The sequence below is a fragment of the Streptomyces sp. NPDC004542 genome, from assembly GCF_040610035.1.
Lineage (GTDB): Bacteria > Actinomycetota > Actinomycetes > Streptomycetales > Streptomycetaceae > Streptomyces.
In genome coordinates, this window is record NZ_JBEXLP010000019.1 from 13,864 (window position 1) to 33,196 (window position 19,333).

22 protein-coding genes and 2 pseudogenes are annotated in these 19,333 nt (G+C 71.7%); 15 read left to right on the forward strand and 9 right to left on the reverse strand.

The window, feature by feature from the left end; translation table 11 throughout:
* Window positions 1–85 precede the first annotated feature (85 nt).
* The 3 genes from ABZX30_RS13700 to ABZX30_RS13710 all read right to left on the reverse strand — a co-directional run bounded on the left by ABZX30_RS13700 (window position 86) and on the right by ABZX30_RS13710 (window position 1,531).
* Window positions 86–436 carry a hypothetical protein gene (locus ABZX30_RS13700; RefSeq protein ID WP_355932825.1) on the reverse strand — a complete coding sequence of 117 codons (351 nt, stop codon included), beginning with the start codon at window positions 434–436 and terminating at the stop codon, window positions 86–88.
* Complete coding sequence (locus tag ABZX30_RS13705; RefSeq protein WP_355932828.1) at window positions 433–1,068, reverse strand: DUF6232 family protein; 636 nt, start codon at window positions 1,066–1,068, stop codon at window positions 433–435. The genes ABZX30_RS13700 and ABZX30_RS13705 overlap by 4 nt, the downstream gene beginning before the upstream one ends.
* Window positions 1,069–1,231: 163 nt before the next feature.
* The gene (locus ABZX30_RS13710) at window positions 1,232–1,531 is read right to left on the reverse strand and encodes a PLD nuclease N-terminal domain-containing protein (RefSeq protein ID WP_355932829.1); all 300 of its coding nucleotides are present in this window, start codon (window positions 1,529–1,531) and stop codon (window positions 1,232–1,234) included.
* Between the two features lie 74 nt (window positions 1,532–1,605).
* Between ABZX30_RS13710 and ABZX30_RS13715 the strand changes: the two genes are divergently transcribed.
* From ABZX30_RS13715 to ABZX30_RS13755, 9 genes and pseudogenes are all read left to right on the forward strand, one after another.
* Window positions 1,606–3,063 (forward strand): menaquinone biosynthesis decarboxylase, encoded by a 1,458-nt coding sequence (locus ABZX30_RS13715; RefSeq protein ID WP_355932831.1) that lies wholly within the window; start codon window positions 1,606–1,608, stop codon window positions 3,061–3,063.
* A 79-nt stretch (window positions 3,064–3,142) separates the two neighbouring features.
* Window positions 3,143–4,045, forward strand: a complete 903-nt coding sequence (gene mqnP / locus ABZX30_RS13720; protein WP_355932834.1) for a menaquinone biosynthesis prenyltransferase MqnP — start codon at window positions 3,143–3,145, stop codon at window positions 4,043–4,045.
* 136 nt (window positions 4,046–4,181) lie between these two features.
* A complete protein-coding gene (locus ABZX30_RS13725; RefSeq protein WP_355932837.1) occupies window positions 4,182–4,838 on the forward strand; it encodes a UbiX family flavin prenyltransferase in 657 nt (218 codons plus the stop codon).
* Between the two features lie 84 nt (window positions 4,839–4,922).
* Window positions 4,923–5,378 carry an Lrp/AsnC family transcriptional regulator gene (locus ABZX30_RS13730; protein ID WP_355932839.1) on the forward strand — a complete coding sequence of 152 codons (456 nt, stop codon included), beginning with the start codon at window positions 4,923–4,925 and terminating at the stop codon, window positions 5,376–5,378.
* An 87-nt stretch (window positions 5,379–5,465) separates the two neighbouring features.
* On the forward strand, window positions 5,466–6,629 hold the full coding sequence (gene mqnE / locus ABZX30_RS13735; RefSeq protein ID WP_355932841.1) for an aminofutalosine synthase MqnE: 1,164 nt from the start codon (window positions 5,466–5,468) through the stop codon (window positions 6,627–6,629).
* 40 nt (window positions 6,630–6,669) lie between these two features.
* Window positions 6,670–6,826: pseudogene (locus ABZX30_RS13740) on the forward strand (uracil-DNA glycosylase); the annotation flags it as partial.
* A 59-nt stretch (window positions 6,827–6,885) separates the two neighbouring features.
* Complete coding sequence (locus ABZX30_RS13745) at window positions 6,886–7,410, forward strand: GNAT family N-acetyltransferase (RefSeq protein ID WP_355932844.1); 525 nt, start codon at window positions 6,886–6,888, stop codon at window positions 7,408–7,410.
* Window positions 7,411–7,523: 113 nt separating this feature from the next.
* Window positions 7,524–7,826 (forward strand): DUF4229 domain-containing protein, encoded by a 303-nt coding sequence (locus ABZX30_RS13750; protein WP_355932846.1) that lies wholly within the window; start codon window positions 7,524–7,526, stop codon window positions 7,824–7,826.
* Between the two features lie 46 nt (window positions 7,827–7,872).
* Entirely contained in the window at window positions 7,873–8,538 is a 666-nt protein-coding gene (locus ABZX30_RS13755) for a TetR/AcrR family transcriptional regulator (protein ID WP_355932849.1), read from the forward strand.
* On the opposite strand, the gene ABZX30_RS13760 is transcribed toward ABZX30_RS13755, so the two are convergent.
* Entirely contained in the window at window positions 8,520–9,362 is an 843-nt protein-coding gene (locus tag ABZX30_RS13760; RefSeq protein ID WP_355932851.1) for a MaoC/PaaZ C-terminal domain-containing protein, read from the reverse strand. The genes ABZX30_RS13755 and ABZX30_RS13760 overlap by 19 nt on opposite strands.
* A 2-nt stretch (window positions 9,363–9,364) precedes the next feature.
* Complete coding sequence (locus ABZX30_RS13765) at window positions 9,365–10,666, reverse strand: 3-oxoacyl-ACP reductase (protein ID WP_355932854.1); 1,302 nt, start codon at window positions 10,664–10,666, stop codon at window positions 9,365–9,367.
* An 84-nt stretch (window positions 10,667–10,750) separates the two neighbouring features.
* On the opposite strand from ABZX30_RS13765, the gene ABZX30_RS13770 reads away from it, so the two are divergent.
* The 4 genes from ABZX30_RS13770 to ABZX30_RS13785 all read left to right on the forward strand — a co-directional run bounded on the left by ABZX30_RS13770 (window position 10,751) and on the right by ABZX30_RS13785 (window position 15,932).
* Complete coding sequence (locus ABZX30_RS13770) at window positions 10,751–12,037, forward strand: acetyl-CoA C-acetyltransferase (RefSeq protein ID WP_355932856.1); 1,287 nt, start codon at window positions 10,751–10,753, stop codon at window positions 12,035–12,037.
* A gap of 206 nt (window positions 12,038–12,243) precedes the next feature.
* Window positions 12,244–14,202 (forward strand): long-chain fatty acid--CoA ligase, encoded by a 1,959-nt coding sequence (locus ABZX30_RS13775; RefSeq protein ID WP_355932858.1) that lies wholly within the window; start codon window positions 12,244–12,246, stop codon window positions 14,200–14,202.
* A 105-nt stretch (window positions 14,203–14,307) separates the two neighbouring features.
* Window positions 14,308–14,727 (forward strand): DUF1259 domain-containing protein, encoded by a 420-nt coding sequence (locus tag ABZX30_RS13780; RefSeq protein WP_355932860.1) that lies wholly within the window; start codon window positions 14,308–14,310, stop codon window positions 14,725–14,727.
* Window positions 14,727–15,932 carry a cytochrome P450 gene (locus ABZX30_RS13785; RefSeq protein ID WP_355932863.1) on the forward strand — a complete coding sequence of 402 codons (1,206 nt, stop codon included), beginning with the start codon at window positions 14,727–14,729 and terminating at the stop codon, window positions 15,930–15,932. The genes ABZX30_RS13780 and ABZX30_RS13785 overlap by 1 nt, the downstream gene beginning before the upstream one ends.
* A gap of 48 nt (window positions 15,933–15,980) precedes the next feature.
* Here ABZX30_RS13785 and ABZX30_RS13790 read toward each other — a convergent pair.
* From ABZX30_RS13790 to ABZX30_RS13800, 3 genes and pseudogenes are all read right to left on the reverse strand, one after another.
* Window positions 15,981–16,169: pseudogene (locus ABZX30_RS13790) on the reverse strand (LysR family transcriptional regulator); the annotation flags it as partial.
* A gap of 33 nt (window positions 16,170–16,202) precedes the next feature.
* On the reverse strand, window positions 16,203–16,517 hold the full coding sequence (locus ABZX30_RS13795; RefSeq protein WP_355932865.1) for an AzlD domain-containing protein: 315 nt from the start codon (window positions 16,515–16,517) through the stop codon (window positions 16,203–16,205).
* A complete protein-coding gene (locus ABZX30_RS13800; RefSeq protein ID WP_355932867.1) occupies window positions 16,514–17,218 on the reverse strand; it encodes an AzlC family ABC transporter permease in 705 nt (234 codons plus the stop codon). The genes ABZX30_RS13795 and ABZX30_RS13800 overlap by 4 nt, the downstream gene beginning before the upstream one ends.
* Window positions 17,219–17,286: 68 nt before the next feature.
* On the opposite strand from ABZX30_RS13800, the gene ABZX30_RS13805 reads away from it, so the two are divergent.
* On the forward strand, window positions 17,287–17,853 hold the full coding sequence (locus tag ABZX30_RS13805) for an XRE family transcriptional regulator (protein ID WP_355932869.1): 567 nt from the start codon (window positions 17,287–17,289) through the stop codon (window positions 17,851–17,853).
* Between the two features lie 104 nt (window positions 17,854–17,957).
* Here ABZX30_RS13805 and ABZX30_RS13810 read toward each other — a convergent pair whose 3' ends face one another.
* Window positions 17,958–18,161 (reverse strand): cold-shock protein, encoded by a 204-nt coding sequence (locus ABZX30_RS13810; RefSeq protein ID WP_004984723.1) that lies wholly within the window; start codon window positions 18,159–18,161, stop codon window positions 17,958–17,960.
* Window positions 18,162–18,448: 287 nt separating this feature from the next.
* Here ABZX30_RS13810 and ABZX30_RS13815 point away from each other — a divergent pair, with 287 nt between their 5' ends.
* Window positions 18,449–19,297 (forward strand): menaquinone biosynthesis protein, encoded by an 849-nt coding sequence (locus tag ABZX30_RS13815; RefSeq protein ID WP_355932871.1) that lies wholly within the window; start codon window positions 18,449–18,451, stop codon window positions 19,295–19,297.
* The last annotated feature ends 36 nt before the right edge of the window (window positions 19,298–19,333 follow it).

Genomic DNA, 19,333 nt, shown 5'->3' on the forward strand with positions numbered 1-19,333 from the left:
ACGACAGCCCCGGGGGGCGGGAACGCGGCCGCGCTCCTCCCGCCTGTCCGGTCGTCGCCGCACCGGACGGCGGTCGGTTCCCCTGTTACGAGCCCAGCAGCCCCAGGACCTTGTTGACCGCCTCGACGACCGGCTGGCCCACGGCCCCGACCGTCGCCGCGATGCCGGCGACGGCCATCAGCGCGGCGTGCCGTCGCTGTGCCGGTGCGGCGGGGTCGGCGGTGATCGCGGGCAGCGAGTCGTCGATCGCCTGGGCGCTGGCCGGGGCGACCTGCGTACGCAACTGGCTCACCAGCGCCACCAGTTCCCGGACCGCCGCCTCCAGCTCGGGGGCGACGGGAGCGGCGGGCGCCGACTGGTTCTTGATGATGCCGGTGTTGCCCTGCCCGCCGTGCATGGTCACGCTGTCGCCGAAGTAGTAGTTGTCGCCGCTCATGCGTGCCCCACTCCCACGTTGCCCGTACCGCCGTACATGTTCACGTTGTCTCCGAAGTAGTAGTTCCTGGGGTTGACCATGAGGCGGTCCACCCGGACGTGGAACTCGGTCTCGGGGTGCTCGATCGCGTGCACGATGGAGCCGACCAGCGCGTCCAGCTGACGCGGGTCGGGGCTCGTCACCATCGCGATGGACGGACCGGACGTCTCCACGGCCAGGACGTAATTCGTCGGCGCCGTCAGGACGGAGAACAGCTCGATCAGGCTGAAGACCAGCGCCGCCACCGCCCCCACCCACACGAACGTGACGATCCCACCGGCGGTGTCCCGGCTCAGGATGCCCGTGATGCCGCCGAGGATCGTCAGGGCGAGCGCCACCGACAGGATGATCCCCAGGCGCTTCAGGAAGAGCGCCGTGGCTTCCCGGCGCTTCGGCTTGAGCAGGAAGGTGTAGACCCGCGTCACGTTCTCCAGTGGATACGCCGCCCCGCCGACCCACAGCAGCCGCTTGCCGACCCGCAGGTCGATGTCGGTCACCGACCGCGGCGGCGCGATGGGCGGCGGTGGTACGTCGAACTGGCCCGGCGGTTGCGCGACCGGCGGTGGTGTGGCCGGCGGTTCCGTAGTGCTCATCCGTCCCCCTGAGGCTTGGCCGATGACACGGCCCATCACTGACTGGTGGTCATTAACCACTCCAAGTGGCCTTCGGTGCAAGCCGGTATCCGGGAGCAACGGTGAACTGAGCGTGGAGAGTTGAGCGCCCTCCGGGCGCGTGCGGCCGTCCCGCCCCACCCGGTCAGTCCCGCTTCGGGTCGTCCTTGTCCAGGGACTTCAGGAACTCGGGGTTGTCGTCGGGCGCGACCCAGCGGCCCCCGCGCCCGCCGACCGTACCCGGGCCGCCCGCCCGGGCGCCGCGGGTCCGGCCGGCGATCAGCCAGGCGACCGGGCCGACCAGCACCTCGCCGAAGAGCAGGATGACGATCACCCAGATCACCTTCGGCAGAGCGCGCACCTCCTCCTCGGGGGTGTTCAGACAGTCGACGAAGGCGTAGATCCACAGCGCCAGGACCAGCAGGAGCGGCAGATACCTGAGCATGGGTGTGCGATCTCCTCGAAGTGGGACGGCCCCGGTGACCGGGCCAGGGTAGCGGGTGGCAGATACTGGGACGCATGGCTTACGACGATCTTCGCTCCCTGCTCAGGGCCCTCGAGCGCGAGGGGGACCTCAAACGCGTCAAGGCCGAGGTCGACCCGTACCTGGAGGTCGGGGAGATCGTCGACCGGGTGCAGAAGTCCGGCGGTCCCGCCCTGCTCTTCGAGAACGTGAAGGGCTCCGCGATGCCGCTGGCGATGAACGTCTTCGGCACCGACCGCCGGCTGCTGAAGGCGCTCGGCCTGAAGTCGTACGGCGAGATCAGCGACAGGATCGGCGGGCTGCTGCGGCCCGAGCTGCCGCACGGCTTCGTCGGGGTGCGCGAGGCCTTCGGCAAGCTCGGCGCGATGACGCACGTACCGCCGAAGAAGGTGAAGCCGGACAACGCGCCCGTGCAGGAGGTGGTCCTGCACGGCGACGAGGTGGACCTCGGCCGGCTCCCCGCGCTCTTCACCTGGCCCAAGGACGGCGGCTCCTTCTTCAACCTCGGGCTCACCCACACCAAGGACCCCGAGACGGGCGTCCGCAACCTCGGCCTGTACCGCCTCCAGCGCCACGACAGGCGCACCATCGGCATGCACTGGCAGATCCACAAGGACAGCCGCAACCACTACCAGGTCGCGGCCCGCAGGGGCGAGCGCCTCCCGGTCGCGATCGCCTTCGGCTGCCCCCCCGCCGTCACCTACGCCTCCACCGCGCCCCTGCCCGGCGACATCGACGAGTACCTCTTCGCCGGGTTCCTGGCGGGCAGGCGGATCGAGATGGTCGACTGCCGGACGGTCCCGCTCCAGGTCCCGGCGAACGCCGAGGTCGTCCTGGAGGGCTGGCTGGAGCCGGGCGAGATGCTCCCCGAGGGCCCCTTCGGCGACCACACCGGCTTCTACACCCCGCAGGAGCCCTTCCCCGCGCTGAAGATCGACTGCGTGACGATGCGCCGCCGGCCCCTGCTCCAGTCCATCGTCGTGGGCAGGCCCCCGACCGAGGACGGTCCCCTGGGCCGCGCGACGGAACGCTTCTTCCTGCCCCTGCTGAAGATCATCGTCCCGGACATCGTGGACTACCACCTGCCCGAGGCCGGCGGCTTCCACAACTGCGCGATCGTCTCGATCGACAAGAAGTACCCCAAGCACGCGCAGAAGGTGATGCACGCGATCTGGGGTGCGCACATGATGTCGCTGACCAAGCTGATCGTGGTCGTCGACGCCGACTGCGACGTCCACGACCTCCACGAGGTCGCCTGGCGGGCCCTCGGCAACACCGACTACGCCCGCGACCTGACGGTCGTCGAGGGCCCCGTCGACCACCTCGACCACTCCTCCTACCAGCAGTTCTGGGGCGGCAAGGCGGGCATCGACGCGACGAAGAAGTGGCCCGAGGAGGGGTACACGCGCGACGGCGGGTGGCCGGACATGGTCCTGCCGGACCCGGAGACATCCGAACGGGTGACGCGACGCTGGAAGGAGTACGGGCTGTGACGGCTACGGACATGCTGGAAGCGGGCAGGGCGGAGACGGGGTTTCCCCGCCGACGCGGGGATGATCCGGAGTACGGCCTGTGAGCAGCGCGTCAGCCGCGATCCCCCAGCCGGGACGCACCAAGGCCTTCCTGCGCCTGGTGATGATCGAGCACTCGGTCTTCGCCCTGCCCTTCGCCTACATCGCCTCCCTCACCGCGATGTTCCAGTGGGACAGGAACATCCACTGGGGACGGCTGCTGCTGGTCACGGTCTGCATGGTCGGTCTGCGCACCTTCGCGATGGCCGTCAACCGGATCATCGACCGCGAGATCGACGCGCGGAACCCGCGCACGGCCCACCGCGAGCTGGTGACCGGCGCGGTGTCCGTCAGGCACGCCTGGACGGGCGCCCTGGTCGCCCTGGTCGTCTTCCTCGGCGCGGCGGCCCTGCTGAACCCCCTGTGCCTGGCCCTGGCCCCCATCGCCGTGATCCCGATGGTGGTCTACCCGTACGGCAAACGCTTCACGAACTTCCCCCAGGCCATCCTGGGCCTCGCCCAGGCGATGGGCCCGGTCGGCGGCTGGCTCGCGATCAGCGGCGAGTGGTCCTGGGAAGCGGTGATCCTGGGCGTGGCCGTCGGCGTCTGGATCGGTGGCTTCGACCTGATCTACGCCTGCCAGGACGTCGAGACCGACCGGGAGATCGGCGTGATGTCGGTCCCGGCCCGCTTCGGCGTCCCGGCCGCCGTGTGGGGTGCCCGCGCCTGCCACGCGGTGACGACGGCCCTGTTCGTCTGGTACGGCCTCGCCACCCACGCCGGCGTGTTCTTCTGGCTGGGCCTGCTGATCGTCGCGGGCGCCTTCGGGTACGAGCACCGGATCGTCCGCCCCCATGACCTCTCCCGGCTGAACCGGGCCTTCTTCCAGGTCAACGGCTTCATCGGGATCGCCCTGTTCGTGTGCGCCCTGCTCGATCTGCTGGTGCGTGGCCTGACCGTGTAGCCCGCTCGTAGCCCGTTCGGGTGAGGCCCGTCGCCCGGCGGGCCCGGCCGGGCGCACCGCGCAGCACCCGACCCGCCCTGAACACCGCTCGCCCCGCCGGTACGCTCAAGATGTGAACGCAGGAGAAACGCAGCGCGTGCCTTGGATCGTGGGGGTGTCCGGAGCGTCGGGGACCCCGTACGCGGCTGCCGTGCTGCGGGCGCTGCTGGCGGCGGGGGAACCGGTCGACCTCGTGGTGTCGAGGGCGTCACGCCTGACGCTGCTGGACGAGACGGGGATCTCGTTCCGGGACGCGCACTGGCGGGAGGACCTGCGCGAATGGCTGGCCAGGGGGGCCGACGGCAAGCCGGGCACCTTCGCGGTGGACGTCGAGGGCGTGCGGTACTGGAGCGCCGGGGACCTGGCGGCCGGGCCGTCCTCGGGGTCGTACCCGGTGAAGGGCATGCTGATCGTGCCCGCCTCCACCGCTTGTGTGGCGGGGGTCGCGCTCGGGCTGTCGAAGGACCTGTTGCAGCGGGCCGCGAGCGTCACGCTCAAGGAGCGCCGCAGGCTCGTCGTGGCCGTACGGGAGACCCCGTTGAACGGGCAGACCCTGCGTCACCTGGTCGCCCTGGACGACGCGGGAGCGACCGTGGTCCCCGCCTCGCCGGCCTTCTACGCGGGCGCCACCCACATCCAGGACCTGGTGGACTTCGTCGCCGGACGCGTTCTCGACGCGGCGGGCGTGGAGCACCGCCTCTACCGGCGCTGGCAGGGGGAGCTGGGCGGCGGCGACGCAACCCGCACGACATGAGCGCCGTCTGAGCAAGTCGAGTCACTGGCAGTACGCAGCACCTCTCATCACTCCGAGAACTTTTCACCGGAAGGCTTCGATCGCATGGACGCGGTGGACAGGCAGCTCATCCAGGCCCTGAGGGAGAACGGCCGGGCCTCGTACGCGGAGCTGGGGCGTCTCGTCGGCCTGTCGGGCCCCAGCGTCACCGACCGCATCAACCGGCTGGAGGCGGCCGGTGTCATCACCGGCTACCGGGCCACCGTGAACTCCGCCTCCCTCGGCCTCGGGGTCACCGCCCTGATCGGCATCTCGCTCTCCGACGCCGCCGACCACGAGGACGTGGCCGGCCGGCTGAAGGACCTGACGGAGATCGAGGACTGCTGGTTCATCGCGGGTGACGACTCCTTCATGCTCAAGGTGCGCTCCACGGACGTGGACGGGCTGGAGAAGACCATCCGGCGGCTCAGCGGGACGAAGGGCGTCTCGCGGACCCGTACCACGATCGTGCTGTCCACGAAGTGGGAGAACCGGGTGGGGGAGCTGCCGGAAGAGGTGTAGGCGCGCGGCGCGGTAGCCGTACGGGGGGTCACCCCGTCCGGAGGGCGGGGCGTAACGTTGGGCGAGTTGTCGGAGAAAGGTGTGGGCATGGACGTCGGGCTCAAGCGCGAGCTGGAGGAGAAGGTCCGTTCCGGTGAGCGGCTGACCCGCGAGGACGGCATCGCGCTGTACGAGTCGGACGACCTGGCCTGGCTGGGCGGGCTCGCCCACGAGGTGCGGACGCGGAAGAACGGCGACGTCGTCCACTTCAACGTCAACCGGCACCTCAACATGACCAACGTGTGCACCGCGTCCTGCGCCTACTGCTCCTTCCAGCGCAAGCCGGGCGAGAAGGACGCGTACACGATGCGCATCGAGGAGGCGGTGAAGCTCGCCAAGGCGATGGAGGGGGAGAACCTCACCGAGCTGCACATCGTCAACGGGCTGCACCCCAACCTCCCCTGGCGGTACTACCCGCGCTCCCTGCGCGAGCTGAAGGCCGCCCTGCCGAACGTCTCGCTCAAGGCCTTCACCGCCACCGAGATCCACCACTTCGAGACGATCTCCGGCCTCAGCGCGAGCGAGATCCTCGACGAGCTCATCGACGCGGGCCTGGAGTCCCTCACCGGCGGCGGCGCGGAGATCTTCGACTGGGAGGTCCGGCAGCACATCGTCGACCACCGCACCCACTGGGAGGACTGGTCGCGGATCCACCGCCTGGCGCACGAGAAGGGGCTCAAGACCCCGTGCACCATGCTGTACGGCCACATCGAGGAGCCCCGCCACCGGGTCGACCACGTCCTGCGCCTGCGGGAGCTGCAGGACGAGACGAACGGCTTCCAGGTCTTCATCCCGCTGCGCTACCAGCACGACTTCGTGGACATGAAGGACGGCAAGGTCCGCAACCGCCTCCAGGCACGGACCCAGATGGCGACCGGCGCCGAGGCCCTGAAGACCTTCGCCGTCTCCCGCCTGCTCTTCGACAACGTCCCGCACGTGAAGGTCTTCTGGGTGATGCACGGCGTGCAGACCGCCCAGCTGGCCCTCCAGCACGGCGCCGACGACATGGACGGCTCGGTCGTCGAGTACAAGATCACGCACGACGCGGACAACTACGGCACCCCGAACAAGCTGACCCGCGAGGACCTCCTCGAACTCATCCGGGACGCGGGCTTCCGCCCGGTGGAGCGCAACACCCGGTACGAGATCATCCGCGAGTACGACGGCCCGGACCCCGCGCGCCGGGAGTCCCCGCAGCCGATGCGCGTGTGACGTGACGTGACGGGCGGGGCCGGACGGGTACCCGTCCGGCATGGCCACCACGCAGGCCTCCGAGAAGGCCTGCACCGCAGCGCTCTTCGTACCGGACCGTGCGGCCGACCTGGACGGACTCCGTGCGGCCGCGGCCCACTGCCGGGGCTGCCCCCTGCACCGGAACGCCCACGCGGACCGTCTTCGGGGAGGGTGACGCGCAGCGCTCGGCTGATGGCTGTGCATCCCCGGCGGCGGTAAGGGATAACATCCGTTCGTGCCTCTTACCTTCACGCTCGATCCCGCCGTCACCCCCGCCCTCCGCGACGGCATCCTCGACCTGTGGACCGACGTCACCGACGCGGGCGGAGCCGTCGGCTTCGTGGCCCCCGTGACGCGCGACGAGATACGCCCCGAGCTGGTGAGGCACCTCACCGCGATGGCCGAGGGACGCCACCGGCTGCTGGTCGGGCACGACGAGTCGGGCGGGGTCGCCGCGACCGCCTTCTTCTCCTTCAACACGCACCGGCTGATGACGCACTGGGTGTGGCTGTACACGGTGATGGTCCACCCGAAGCACCAGGGCCAGGGCTACGGCCGCGCGCTGCTGGCCGCCGCCGAGGACGCCGCCCGCGGCTTCGAGGGCATCGACGCGATACGGCTCACCTGCCGGGGCGGACTCGGGCTGGAGCGGTTCTACGGCTCCTGCGGCTACCAGGAGGTCGGCCGGGTGCCCGGCGCGATCCGCGTCGCCCCGGACGACGACCGGGACGACATCATCATGCTCCTGCCGCTGCGGTGACGCGTCCCGCGGTACGCGCCCCGCGGTGATGCGTCCCACCCCCCGCCGGGATCCGTCGCCCGGCGTGCTTCACTGGACGGTGCCCCTTTTCGGAATCGGAAGACTGGATTGAGATGCTCCGCTACACGCTGATGCGCCTCGGAATCTTCGCGGGCTGCCTCGTGGTCGTCTGGGGCGCCGTCTACTCCGGCATCTTCCCGCGCGGCTTCGGCGACTCGAACTTCCTGTGGGTCCTGCTGCTCTCCCTGGTGCTCTCGGCGCCGATCAGCTGGGTGGTGCTGCGCAAGGAGCGGGACCGCGCCTCCGAGCAGATCGTGCGGCGGGTCGACCGTGCGAAGGCCGATCTCGAGGCCAACCGCAGCCAGGAGGACCTCGCCGACGACACCGCGCGGTCGCAGGGCCAGACCACCTCCTGAGCCGTGTCCGGGGGCACGGGCGGCGCCCCCCACTACTCTTGCCCCCATGGGTGCCGTGAAGACCAAGCGGATGCCGCGCGCGGTGCGGGAGCAGCAGATGCTCGACGCCGCCGTACGGACCTTCGGCCAGCGCGGGTACATGGCCGCGTCGATGGACGAGATCGCCGAACTGGCGGGCGTGTCCAAGCCGTTGGTGTACCTGTACCTGAACTCGAAGGAAGACCTCTTCACCGCCTGCATCCGCCGCGAGGCCAAGGCGCTGACGGACGCCGTGCGCGCAGGGGTCGGGCCCGGTCTGCCCGCCGACCGACAACTCTGGGACGGGCTGCTGGCGTTCTTCGCGCACACCGCCGAGCACCCGGACGGCTGGTCCGTGCTGCACCTCCAGGCCCGCACGCACGGCGAGCCCTTCGCCGCCGAGGTCAGGGCGATGCGCGAGGAGCTCGTCGCGTTCGTCACCGAGCTGATCGTCGTCGCCGCCCGGGAGGCCCACCGGGACCCCGACCTGCCCGAGCGGGAAGTCGCCGGCCACGCCGAGGCCCTGGTGGGCGCCGCCGAGTCCCTCGCCGCCTGGGCCAACGCGACCCCGGGGGTCACCGCCCGGCAGGCGGCCGCGACGCTGATGAACTTCGCGTGGGCGGGCCTGGCCAACCTGATGGACGGGCGGCCCTGGTGGCCGCCGGAGCCGACGGCTCAGGGCACCAGCGCGTAGACGTCCCCGGTCAGGTGCGTCCTGTCGCCGTCCCGCAGCTCGAACCGGCCGTCCCGGGCCGCGTACGTCACCGTCCCCGGCAGCAGCACCGGCGCCCGGAACTCCGCCCGCACCAGCACCGCGTCGGGTGTTCCGTGCGCGGCGAGACAGCGGGCCACGGTCCACATGCCGTGCGCGATGGCACGCGGGAAGCCGAAGAGGCGGGCGGTCAGCGGGCTGAGGTGGATCGGGTTGCGGTCGCCGGACACGGCGCCGTACCGCCGCCCCACGTCACCGGCCAGCTGCCACTCCTCGAGCCCGGGCAGCCGCCCCTGCTCCTGGCGTCCGCCGGGGGCCGGTACCGCCGGGCCGTTCGTGCGGTGCCGTGCCAGGTAGGTGCTCCGCGACTCCCACACCGCTTCCCCGTCCGCCCGCAGCTCGGTGACCACGACCGCCTCGGTGCCGCGCCGGTGCGGCACCAGCCCGTCGACGTGCACGGCGAGTTCGTACGTCCCACCGGCCGCCAGCGCGCCGCGCCGGGTCATCTCGATGGAGGTGTGGACGAGTCCGAGCAGCGGCAGCGGGAAGGCGCGCCCGCTCATCAGCCGCATGGCCAGCGGGAACCCCAGCACATGCGGGTACGTCACCGGCAGCGCGTCCTCGCCGGTCGGGAAGCCGCACACCCGCTCGTAGGCGGCCAGCCGCGCGAGGTCCACGCGCAGCCCGGGCACCACGAGCCGGTCGCGGGGGTGGTCCGCGTCCGGACGGGGGTGCTTGAAGGGGGAGAGGAGGGCGCCGCGCAGGAGGAGCGGCGGGAGGGCGGGCAGGCCGGCGAGCTCGGTCACGGCTACGCCCCCAGCAGGCTCTGGCCGCAGACCCGGACGACCTGTCCGTTGACCGCGCCGGAGGCCGGGTGGGCGAGCCAGGCGGTGGTCTCGGCGACGTCGACGGGCAGCCCGCCCTGGGCGAGGGAGTTCATCCGCCGTCCTGCCTCCCGGATGAACAGGGGGATCGAGGCGGTCATCCTGGTCTCGATGAATCCGGGGGCGACCGCGTTGACCGTGACCCCGTGCCCGCTCAGTGCCCGGGGCGCCAGGGACCGCACCAGCCCGACCACCCCCGCCTTGCTCGCCCCGTAGTTCGTCTGCCCCGCGTTCCCCGCCAGACCCGCGATCGACGCGGTGGCCACGATCCGCCCGCCGGGCCGCAGGGTCCCGTGCGCGAGCAGCGCGTCGGTCGTGCGCAGCACACTGGCGAGGTTGACCTCCAGCACGGAAGCCCAGCGCTCGGCCGGCATGTTGACCAGTCGGCGGTCCCGGGTGATGCCCGCGTTGTGGACCAGCACGTCGAGCCCGTCGGGCAGCGCCGCCGCGATCCGGTCACCGGCGTCGGCGGCGGTGATGTCGAGGATGAGGGCGGTGCCGCCGAGCCGTTCGGCGACCCGCCGGGCGTCCGCCTCGGCGGCCGGTACGTCCAGGACGACGACCCGGGCGCCGTCCCTCGCCAGGGTCTGCGCGACGGCCTCCCCGATCCCGCGTGCGGCGCCGGTGACCAGTGCGGTGCGCCCGGCGAGCGGCCGCTCCCAGTCGCCGGGGGCGGTGACCGTCGTCCCGTCCACGCCGATGACCTGGCCGCTGACGTAGGCGGACTTGGGGGAGAGCAGGAAGCGCAGGGTGGACTCGGCGGCCGCCGCGTCGGTGAGCCGGACCAGGTTGACGGTCCTGCCCCGCCCGATCTCCTTGCCCAGGGACCGGGTGAAGCCCTCCAGCGCCTGCTGGGCGGCGGCCTGGTGGTGGTCGGCCGGGTCGAGCGGGGCGCCCAGCACCACCACCCGTCCGCTCGCGGCGACCGACCGCACGACGGGGTGCAGGGCCGCGTGCACCTCGCCCAGCGTCCCGACGTCCCGCACGCCGGTGGCGTCGAGGACGACGGCGGCGGGCGCCTCGGAGCCCGCGTGGAGCCCCGTACGGGCCAGGACGGGGGCCAGGTCGAGGCCGGACGTGCCGGCGGTGAGGTGCAGCAGGGGGCCGGCCGGCGACGCGTCCGGCTCCGAGAAGCGGCGCAGCGGTGCCGGCTGCGGCAGCCCGAGCCGGCGGGTCAGGAAGCGGCCGGGCGCGGTGCCGGTGAAGCTCAGGTAGCGGTCGGCCATCTGACGACTCCCGGGGGCTCAATTGCTTACTCTGGAGTAAGGTTACCGGAGGTAAGCCTACGTCACGGTGAGAAGCAGGTCGAGATGAGCCCCCTTGAACCCCCTCGCGCCCGCCGGGTCGCGGTGATCGGCGGTACGCGCGTCCCCTTCGCTCGCGCCGACGGCCCGTACGCCACCGCCTCCAACCAGGAGATGCTCACGGCCGCACTGGACGGCCTGGTCGAGCGGCACGGCCTCCAGGCCCCCGGCGCGGTCGGCGAGGTCGTGGCCGGAGCGGTGCTCAAGCACAGCCGCGACTTCAACCTCACCCGCGAGACGGTCCTCGGCTCGAGGCTCGACGCAACGACCCCCGCCTACGACATCCAGCAGGCCTGCGGCACCGGCCTCCAGGCGATCATCGCCGCCGCCAACAAGATCGCCCTCGGCCAGACCGAGTCGGCGATCGCGGGCGGCGTCGACACCGCGAGCGACGCGCCCCTCGGCGTCAACGACGACCTGCGCCGCGTCCTGCTCGAGGCCCGCCGGGCCAGGTCCCTCGGCGCCCGTCTCAAGGCCCTCGCCAAGGTCCGCCCCGCCCATCTGGTCCCCGACATCCCCCGCAACGCCGAGCCGCGCACCGGTCTGTCGATGGGCGAGCACGCGGCGGTCACCGCCCGGGCCTGGGGCATCACCCGGGAGGCCCAGGACGAACTGGCGGCGGCCAGCCATCAGCGGCTGGCGGCGGCGTACGAACGCGGCTTCTTCCAGGACCTGGTGGTGCCCTTCCGCGGCCTGGCCCGGGACCAGAACCTCCGCCCGGGCTCCACGGTGGAGAAACTGGCCACGCTGAAGCCGGTGTTCGGCCTGAAGGACCCCGACCCGACCATGACCGCGGGCAATTCCACCCCGCTGACCGACGGCGCGGCCCTGGTCCTGCTGGCCTCCGAGGACTGGGCGGCGGAACGCGGCCTGGAGCCGCTGGCCTACCTCACGGTGTACGAGACGGCCGCGGTGGACTTCGTGCACGGCGATGTGGCCGACGGCGAGGACGGCCTGCTGATGGCTCCCGCGTACGCGGTCCCGCGCATGCTGGAACGGGCGGGTCTGACGATGGCCGACTTCGACCTGGTCGAGGTGCACGAGGCCTTCGCCTCCCAGGTCCTGGCCACCCTCGCGGCCTGGGAGAAGCGCGGCCTGGCCCCGGTGGACCGGGCCCGCCTGAACGTGGCGGGCTCCTCCCTCGCCACCGGCCACCCCTTCGCGGCCACCGGTGCCCGGATCGTCGCGACCCTGGCGAAGCTGCTGGCCGAGCGGGAGGGGCCGGCGCGCGGGCTGATCTCCGTCTGCGCGGCCGGCGGCCAGGGGGTGACGGCGGTCCTGGAACGAACGTGAGCCTCCGTCACGTAATCCACGAGATTGCACACGCCTGGCGCCGGACCATCCCCGAACGCGCACAGACCCACCACAGGAGCCTCGTACGATCACCTGCATAACCGCCGGTAACCCATCTCTGTGGCAGGCCGCCGGTGAACGCCTCGGTGCGCGAGGCGCGTATTCATGCAGCAAGCAGTTCGCGCTGCACGCCCGAGGAGCCGCCCGTGTCCACCCCGTACCCGAACGCCCCCGTCTCCTCCGCTGCCACGGCTTCCGTCGGCCCCTCCATCAACGCCACCGACTACGACGGCCGGCCGATCCTCGTCGAGCCCGAGACGCGGCGCCTGGACGGGGTGGTACGGGAGGCGTCCGTCCCGCCGTTCGCCCCGCCGGTCAACCGCGGGTCCCTGGCCGACCTGCCGTTCGAGAACGCGGAGGCCGACCCCGGCGCGGTGGTCCTCAGCCGCAAGACCGCCGACGGCGGCTGGCAGGACGTGACGGCCCACCAGTTCGCCGACCAGGTACTGGCGGTGGCCAAGGGGCTGATCGCCGAGGGCTTCGCGCCCGGCGACCGGATCGCCGTCATGGCCCGCACCACCTACGAGTGGACGCTGCTGGACTTCGCCGCCTGGGCGGCCGGACTGGTCACCGTCCCCGTCTACCCCACCTCCTCCGTCTTCCAGACCCGCTGGATCCTCCAGGACTCCGGCGCGGTCGCCCTGATCACCGAGACCACCCGCCAGGCCGCCGCGGTCGGCCCCGAACTCGGACACCTCCCCGACCTGCGCCACGTGTGGGTGATGGAGAAGGGCCACGTGGACCGCCTGGCCGAACTCGGCGCCCAGGGGTCGGACGCGGAGGTCGCCGTACGCCGGGGCATGCTCGTCCCCGACACGCTCGCCACCCTCATCTACACCTCGGGCACCACCGGCCGCCCCAAGGGCTGCGCCCTCTCGCACGGCAACTTCTTCGCCCAGGTCGACAACGCCATCGAGCTCCTCCACCCGGTCTTCAAGGCGCGGTCGGGCGAGGAGGCGTCGGTGCTGCTGTTCCTGCCGATGTCCCACGTCTTCGGCCGGATGGTGGCCATCGCGTGCGTCCGGGCCCGGGTCCGGCTCGGGCACGCCCCGAGCCTCAAGGCCGAGCACCTGCTCCCGGACCTGGCCGCGTTCCGGCCGACCTGCCTGCTGGCCATCCCCTACATGCTGGAGAAGGTCTTCAACTCCGCCCGCGCCAAGGCGGAGGCGGACGGACGGGTGTCCACCTTCGACCGCGCCGTCGCCACCGCCGTCCGCTACGGCGAGGCGCTCGAGGCCCGCCAGACCGGCACCGGCAACGGCCCCAGCCGCTCCCTGAGGACCGCCCGCACCTTCTACGACCCCCTGGTCTACCGCCGTATCCGCAACGCCATGGGCGGCAGGGTGCGGCAGGCGATCTGCGGCGGCTCCCCGCTCGGCCGCCGCCTCGCCGCCTTCTACGCGGGCGCGGGCATCGAGATCTACGAGGGCTACGGCCTCACGGAGACCACCGGGGCCTCCACGGCCACCCCGCCCCTCAAGCCCCGCCTCGGTACCGTCGGCTGGCCCCTGCCCGGCACGAAGGTCCGCATCGCGGCCGACGGGGAGATCCTGATCGCGGGCGAACACGTGCTCCGCGGCTACTGGGACCCCCAGGCGGGCGGAGTGGTCTCCGCCACCCGGGACGGCTGGCTCGCCACCGGTGACATCGGTGAGCTGGACGACGAGGGCTACCTCACCATCACCGGCCGCAAGAAGGAACTCCTCATCACGGCCGGCGGAAAGTCCGTCGCCCCCGCCCCCATGGAGAACTGGCTGCGCTCCCACCCCCTGATCTCCCAGTGCATGCTGGTCGGCGACGGCCGCCCCTACATCGGCGCCCTCTTCACCCTCGACCCCGACGGCATCACCCACTGGCGCCAGATGAACGGCAAGCACCCGGTGCCGCCGGAACTCCTCCTCGACGACGTGGAACTGACGGCCGTCCTGCAACGGGTGGTGGACGAGGCCAACAAGATGGTCTCCCGCCCCGAGTCCATCCGGCGGTTCACGGTCCTCCCCGTCGACTTCACCGAGGCGGCCGGTCACCTCACCCCCTCGATGAAACTCCGCCGCGAAGCGATCATGCGGGACTTCGCGAAGCAGGTGGACGGGCTGTACATCTGATCACCCGACCGCCCCAGCCCGCTTCACCCGCCTGGCCCACCGGCGGGTGCGGGTCACGGGTCCGTGCCTCCTGCCGTGTTTCCATCGCGCCAGGAGGCATATGACATGACTGACGACAGACAGCAGCAGCATCCGGAAGTCCCGTTCATCCCGTCCAGGCGCCGCATGCTGGCCACCGCGGCGCTCGCGCCCGTGCTGTCCGGGGCGGTGGCCCAGAACGCGTACGCGGTGGCCCGCACACCCGTCGAGCCCGTGATGACCCAGCCGGCCGACTGGACCGACGTCGGCCGGGCCGCGGTCAGCGGCGACCTCGCGCTGGTCGCCAGGGAGGTCCAGGACGTCCTCGCCGCCCTGCGCCGCGCCGGCGTCGAGCTCGTCGAACTCCACCACCACAACCTCGCCGACGAACCCCGTCTCTTCTTCGTCCACTTCTGGGCCATCGGCGACGCCGTCCAGCTGGCCAGGGCCCTGCGCCCCGCCCTGGAAGCCTCCGATGTCCTGCCGATGCCTGGAGCTGTTGCCTGATGACGACCGACGAAGAACCCCGCACCTGCCCCTTCGACTACAGCCACGCCCTCGACTTCGACCCCGAACTCGCCGCCCTGATGGAACGCGGGTCCCTCACCCGCATCCGCCTCCCCTACGGCGACGCCGACGCCTGGCTGGCCACCGACTTCCACTCGGTCCAGCAGATCACCGTCGACCGCCGCCTCAGCCGCGCGGGGATCATGGGCCACGACTACCCCCGGATGACCCCGGAGCCCATCGTGTCGCCCGAGTCCGTCAACGTCATGGACCCGCCGCAGAGCAGCCGCGTACGGAGCCTGGCGTCCCAGGCGTTCGCCCAGGAACGCGTCGACGGCATGCGGGAGCGGATCGTCCGGCTCGCCGACTCGCTGCTCGACGACATGGCGGAGGAGGGGCCGCCCACCGACCTCGTACGCCACCTGTCCGACCCGTTCCCCCAGCACACCATCCTGGACCTGCTCGGCATCCCCCGGGACGAATGGCCCCGGATGCGGGAACTCGTCCTCAAGCTCCTGGTCACCGGCCGGGACAACAAGGAAGCGGCCGCCCGGGTCAAGACCGACCTGACGTCCTACTTCCTCACCCTCGTCGAGCAGCGCCGCCGCACCCCCGGCAACGACATCATCAGCGCGATGATCGCCGCCCGGGACGGCGAGGACCAGCTCGACGACAGGGAAATGGCCGTCATGACCCTCACCCTGGTCCTCAGCGGCCAGGACACGGCCACCTGCCAGATCAGCAACATCGTGTACCTGCTGCTGACCCGGCCCGAACTGATGGACCACCTGAAGCGGCACCCCGAGACCCTGCCGGAGGTCATCCACGAACTGCTCCGGTACATCCCCTTCCGCAAGGGCGTGGGCATCCCGCGGATCGCCCTGGAGGACGTCGAGCTGGACGGCACGAAGATCCGGGCCGGCGACTTCGTCCACGTGTCCTACCTGACCGCGAACCGCGACCCCGCCCGCTACCCGGACCCCCACGCCATCGACTTCGGCCGCCCCCACGCCCCCCACATGACCTTCGGCTGGGGCGGCCACCGGTGCATCGGCGTGCCCCTGGCCCTGGCCGAGCTGGAGGTGGCCGTGGGGCGGTTGCTGGAGCGCTTCCCGCGGCTGCGGCTGGCGGTGCCGCCGGAGAAGATCCAGTGGGACGCGAAGACCATCCGCCGGTTCCCCGTGGAGCTGCCGGTGACTTGGTGAAGGGAGGGGAAGGCGAGCCGGGCGGTGGGGGAGCGGGCAGGGCCCGGCTCAGGCCGCCGGACCCAGCGCGTCCCAGCGGCGTACGGCCCAGCCGACGGGAAGGGGCCGCAGCCCGGGGAGGGGAACGAGCCGCAGCTCCCCCTCCCCGGGGACGGGCAGCCCGGGCACCGCGGGCACGACGGCCCGCCCGGCCCCCAGTTCGGCGAGGAGCAGGGCGGTGTCCCGGTCGGCGAGGCTGGGCTCAGGGGCGCGCCGCGCCGCACACCGTTCTCACCCCAGCCCCGCCGCCCGCAGCACCCCCGTCACCACGGCCGCTCCCAGCACCACCACCACGAACGGTGCCCGCCGCCAGGCCAGCACGCCCGCCGCCAGTACCCCGGCCGGCCGGGCCCAGCCCGCGAAGCCCCCGCCCTCGGTGAGGGCGCCCGTCGCCAGCAGGGCGACCAGGAGCACGACCGCCCCGGCGGAGGCCAGTTCCCGCACCCGCGCCGGTATCTCCACGCGCCCGTGCAGCACGGGTCCCACCAGCCGGAAGGCGTACGTGCCCACGGCGAGGGCCAGGATCATCGCGGCCGTCGCGTTCACCGGGTCACCTCCCGCCGGGCGGCGCGGTGCGGCAGCAGCCCGCACAGGGCCACCAGTACCGGTACGCCGGCCGGGACGGCGGGCGTCACCGCCAGGGCCAGGGCGGCGCCGAGCAGCGCGGAGCGCCGTACGGCCCGGTCCGCGCGCAGGGTGGGCAGGACCAGGGCCACGAGGACGGCGGGGAAGGCGGCGTCCAGGCCGTACCGGGCGGTGTCGCCGAGGGCGCTCCCGGCGAACGCGCCGGCCAGCACTCCGGTGTTCCAGGTGACGAACAGGCCGAGGCCAAAGACCCAGAACGCCGTGCGCCGCAGTTCCGGGTCGCGCTGGGCGAGGGCGAAGGCCACGGTCTCGTCGGTCACCAGGTGGGCGCCGGCGAGCCGGGCGAGCGGGCCCCGGCCGATGATCTCCGCGACCGCGAGACTGAAGGCGGCCGTACGGGTGTTGAGGAGCAGGCCGGTGGCCGCCGCGGCCAGCGGCCCGCCGCCGGCGAGCAGTACGCCGACCGCGCTGAACTGGGCCGATCCGGCGTACACCACCAGCGACATCACCACCGGTACCCACAGCGGCAGACCGCCGGCCACGGAGACCGCGCCGAAGGAGACGCCCACGACGCCGCTCGCCAGCCAGACCAGCGAGCTGTCGCGGACCAGGGCGGTGCGGGTGCGGTGAGCCGATGTCGGTGTTCGGAAAGGCGAACGCATGTTCTCTACAATGAACAGCAGCCATATCGTTCGTCAAGGCGAACGATCGTACCGATGGAGCGAACGCGATGCCCGACTCAGTCCCCGCCCGGCTCCCTCTCGACTGGATCGCCGCCTCCCTCCGGCGGGAACGCGGCCGCGCCGGGCTGTCCCTGACGGAGCTGGCCAAGCGGGCCGGGATCGCCAAGTCCACGCTGTCGCAGCTGGAAGGGGCGGGCGGGAATCCGAGCATGGAGACGATCTGGGCGCTGGCGGTGGCCCTCGGGGTGCCGTTCAGCGTGCTGGTGGAGCCGCCCGTGCCGGCGGTTCAGGTGATCAGGGCGGGCGAGGGTCCCGTCGTGCACTCCGAGCAGTCCAGCTATCTCGCCACCTTGCTTTCGGCGAGCCCGCCCGGCGCCCGGCGGGACATTTACTACGTATGGCTGGAGCCCGGCACCGTACGGGATTCCGAGCCGCACATTCCGGGGACCGTCGAGCACATCGTGGTCGGCGAGGGCCGCGTGAAGGCGGGTCCGCACGGGGAAGCCGTCGAACTCGGCCCGGGGGACTACGTGTCCTATCGCGGGGATGTGCCGCACACGTACGAGGCGCTCACGGAAGGAACGACGTTCGTACTGGTGATGCAGCACGTGTGAACCGGAAATGAACGATGAAAGCGGAGAAGCGGACTCGCGGAAAAGGCAGGAGCCCCGTCGCCGGACGGCGCGGGGCTCCTTGGGTACTGCTTATCTGACTGCGATCAGACAGGGGTGACGTTCTCCGCCTGCGGACCCTTCGGGCCCTGCGTGACGTCGAAGCTCACCTGCTGGTTCTCCTCGAGGGAGCGGAAGCCGGTGGCGTTGATCGCTGAGTAGTGAACGAAGACGTCGGGGCCGCCGCCTTCCTGGGCGATGAAGCCAAAGCCCTTTTCGGCGTTGAACCACTTAACGGTTCCGGTAGCCATAAGCCCTCCTTGGGCCCAAAGGGTCGCCCTGCTCCAGAACCTGCAAGTGTGAAAAGCAAGCGCCGCACAACTGCATACGTCTGAAAACGACTAGAGCCTGCGGTTACATGCTCCGCAGGCTCTGTACTGCAAGGGAAACCAAACTGCAACTTGCGGCGAGCCTAGCACGTGGGCGGCCCGAAGCAATAGAGGTCAAGATCACGTCACCCGGAAGTTTGACCACCGGTTGGGCCAGTTGACCGAGGGCCGGGCGCGGTGCCGTATCCCGCGGGGTCTAGTCTCGCGATGTGGACAATTCTCGCATCCGGCCGCGCGTCGGTCACATCCAGTTCCTGAACTGCCTGCCCCTGTACTGGGGGCTCGCGAGAACCGGCACCCTCCTCGACTTCGAGCTGACCAAGGACACCCCCGAGAAGCTCAGCGAGCGACTGGTCCGGGGGGACCTCGACATCGGGCCCGTCACCCTCGTGGAGTTCCTGCGCAACGCGGACGACCTGGTCGCCTTCCCCGACATCGCCGTCGGCTGCGACGGCCCGGTGATGTCCTGCGTGATCGTCTCGCAGGTCCCCCTCGAACAGCTGGACGGCGCCCGGGTCGCCCTCGGCTCGACCTCCCGCACCTCCGTCCGCCTGGCCCAGCTGCTGCTCGCCGAGCGCTACGGCGTCCGGCCCGACTACTACACCTGCCCGCCCGACCTCAGCCTGATGATGCAGGAGGCCGAGGCCGCCGTCCTCATCGGCGACGCGGCGCTGCGGGCCAACCTGCACGACGGGCCGCGCTACGGGCTCGACGTGCACGACCTGGGCGCGCTGTGGAAGGAGTGGACGGGACTGCCGTTCGTCTTCGCGGTGTGGGCCGCCCGGCGCGAGTACGCGGAGCGCGAGCCCGACATCACCCGCCAGGTGCACAAGGCGTTCCTCGCCTCCCGCAACCTCTCCCTGGAGGAGGTCGGCAAGGTCGCCGAGCAGGCGGCCCGCTGGGAGGCCTTCGACGAGCGGACCCTCGAGCAGTACTTCACCACCCTGGACTTCAGTTTCGGCGCGCCGCAGCTGAACGCGGTCGCGGAGTTCGCGCGCCGGGTGGGGCCGACGACCGGCTTCCCGGCGGACGTGAAGGTGGAACTGCTCCAGCCGTAATCACTACGCTGCTGCACGGCGTACGCCACGGGGGAG

What these genes read in the sequence shown, in the direction of transcription:
- ABZX30_RS13810 (WP_004984723.1), bottom strand. Translation starts at nt 18,161, where the DNA reads ATGGCTACCGGAACCGTTAAGTGGTTCAACGCCGAAAAGGGCTTTGGC.
- ABZX30_RS13800 (WP_355932867.1), bottom strand. Translation starts at nt 17,218, where the DNA reads ATGCGTTCGCCTTTCCGAACACCGACATCGGCTCACCGCACCCGCACC.
- ABZX30_RS13765 (WP_355932854.1), bottom strand. Translation starts at nt 10,666, where the DNA reads ATGGCCGACCGCTACCTGAGCTTCACCGGCACCGCGCCCGGCCGCTTC.
- ABZX30_RS13780 (WP_355932860.1), top strand. Translation starts at nt 14,308, where the DNA reads ATGACTGACGACAGACAGCAGCAGCATCCGGAAGTCCCGTTCATCCCG.
- ABZX30_RS13715 (WP_355932831.1), top strand. Translation starts at nt 1,606, where the DNA reads ATGGCTTACGACGATCTTCGCTCCCTGCTCAGGGCCCTCGAGCGCGAG.
- ABZX30_RS13785 (WP_355932863.1), top strand. Translation starts at nt 14,727, where the DNA reads ATGACGACCGACGAAGAACCCCGCACCTGCCCCTTCGACTACAGCCAC.
- ABZX30_RS13750 (WP_355932846.1), top strand. Translation starts at nt 7,524, where the DNA reads ATGCTCCGCTACACGCTGATGCGCCTCGGAATCTTCGCGGGCTGCCTC.
- ABZX30_RS13700 (WP_355932825.1), bottom strand. Translation starts at nt 436, where the DNA reads ATGAGCGGCGACAACTACTACTTCGGCGACAGCGTGACCATGCACGGC.
- ABZX30_RS13805 (WP_355932869.1), top strand. Translation starts at nt 17,287, where the DNA reads ATGCCCGACTCAGTCCCCGCCCGGCTCCCTCTCGACTGGATCGCCGCC.
- ABZX30_RS13755 (WP_355932849.1), top strand. Translation starts at nt 7,873, where the DNA reads ATGGGTGCCGTGAAGACCAAGCGGATGCCGCGCGCGGTGCGGGAGCAG.
- mqnE (WP_355932841.1), top strand. Translation starts at nt 5,466, where the DNA reads ATGGACGTCGGGCTCAAGCGCGAGCTGGAGGAGAAGGTCCGTTCCGGT.
- ABZX30_RS13705 (WP_355932828.1), bottom strand. Translation starts at nt 1,068, where the DNA reads ATGAGCACTACGGAACCGCCGGCCACACCACCGCCGGTCGCGCAACCG.
- ABZX30_RS13710 (WP_355932829.1), bottom strand. Translation starts at nt 1,531, where the DNA reads ATGCTCAGGTATCTGCCGCTCCTGCTGGTCCTGGCGCTGTGGATCTAC.
- ABZX30_RS13770 (WP_355932856.1), top strand. Translation starts at nt 10,751, where the DNA reads ATGAGCCCCCTTGAACCCCCTCGCGCCCGCCGGGTCGCGGTGATCGGC.
- ABZX30_RS13730 (WP_355932839.1), top strand. Translation starts at nt 4,923, where the DNA reads ATGGACGCGGTGGACAGGCAGCTCATCCAGGCCCTGAGGGAGAACGGC.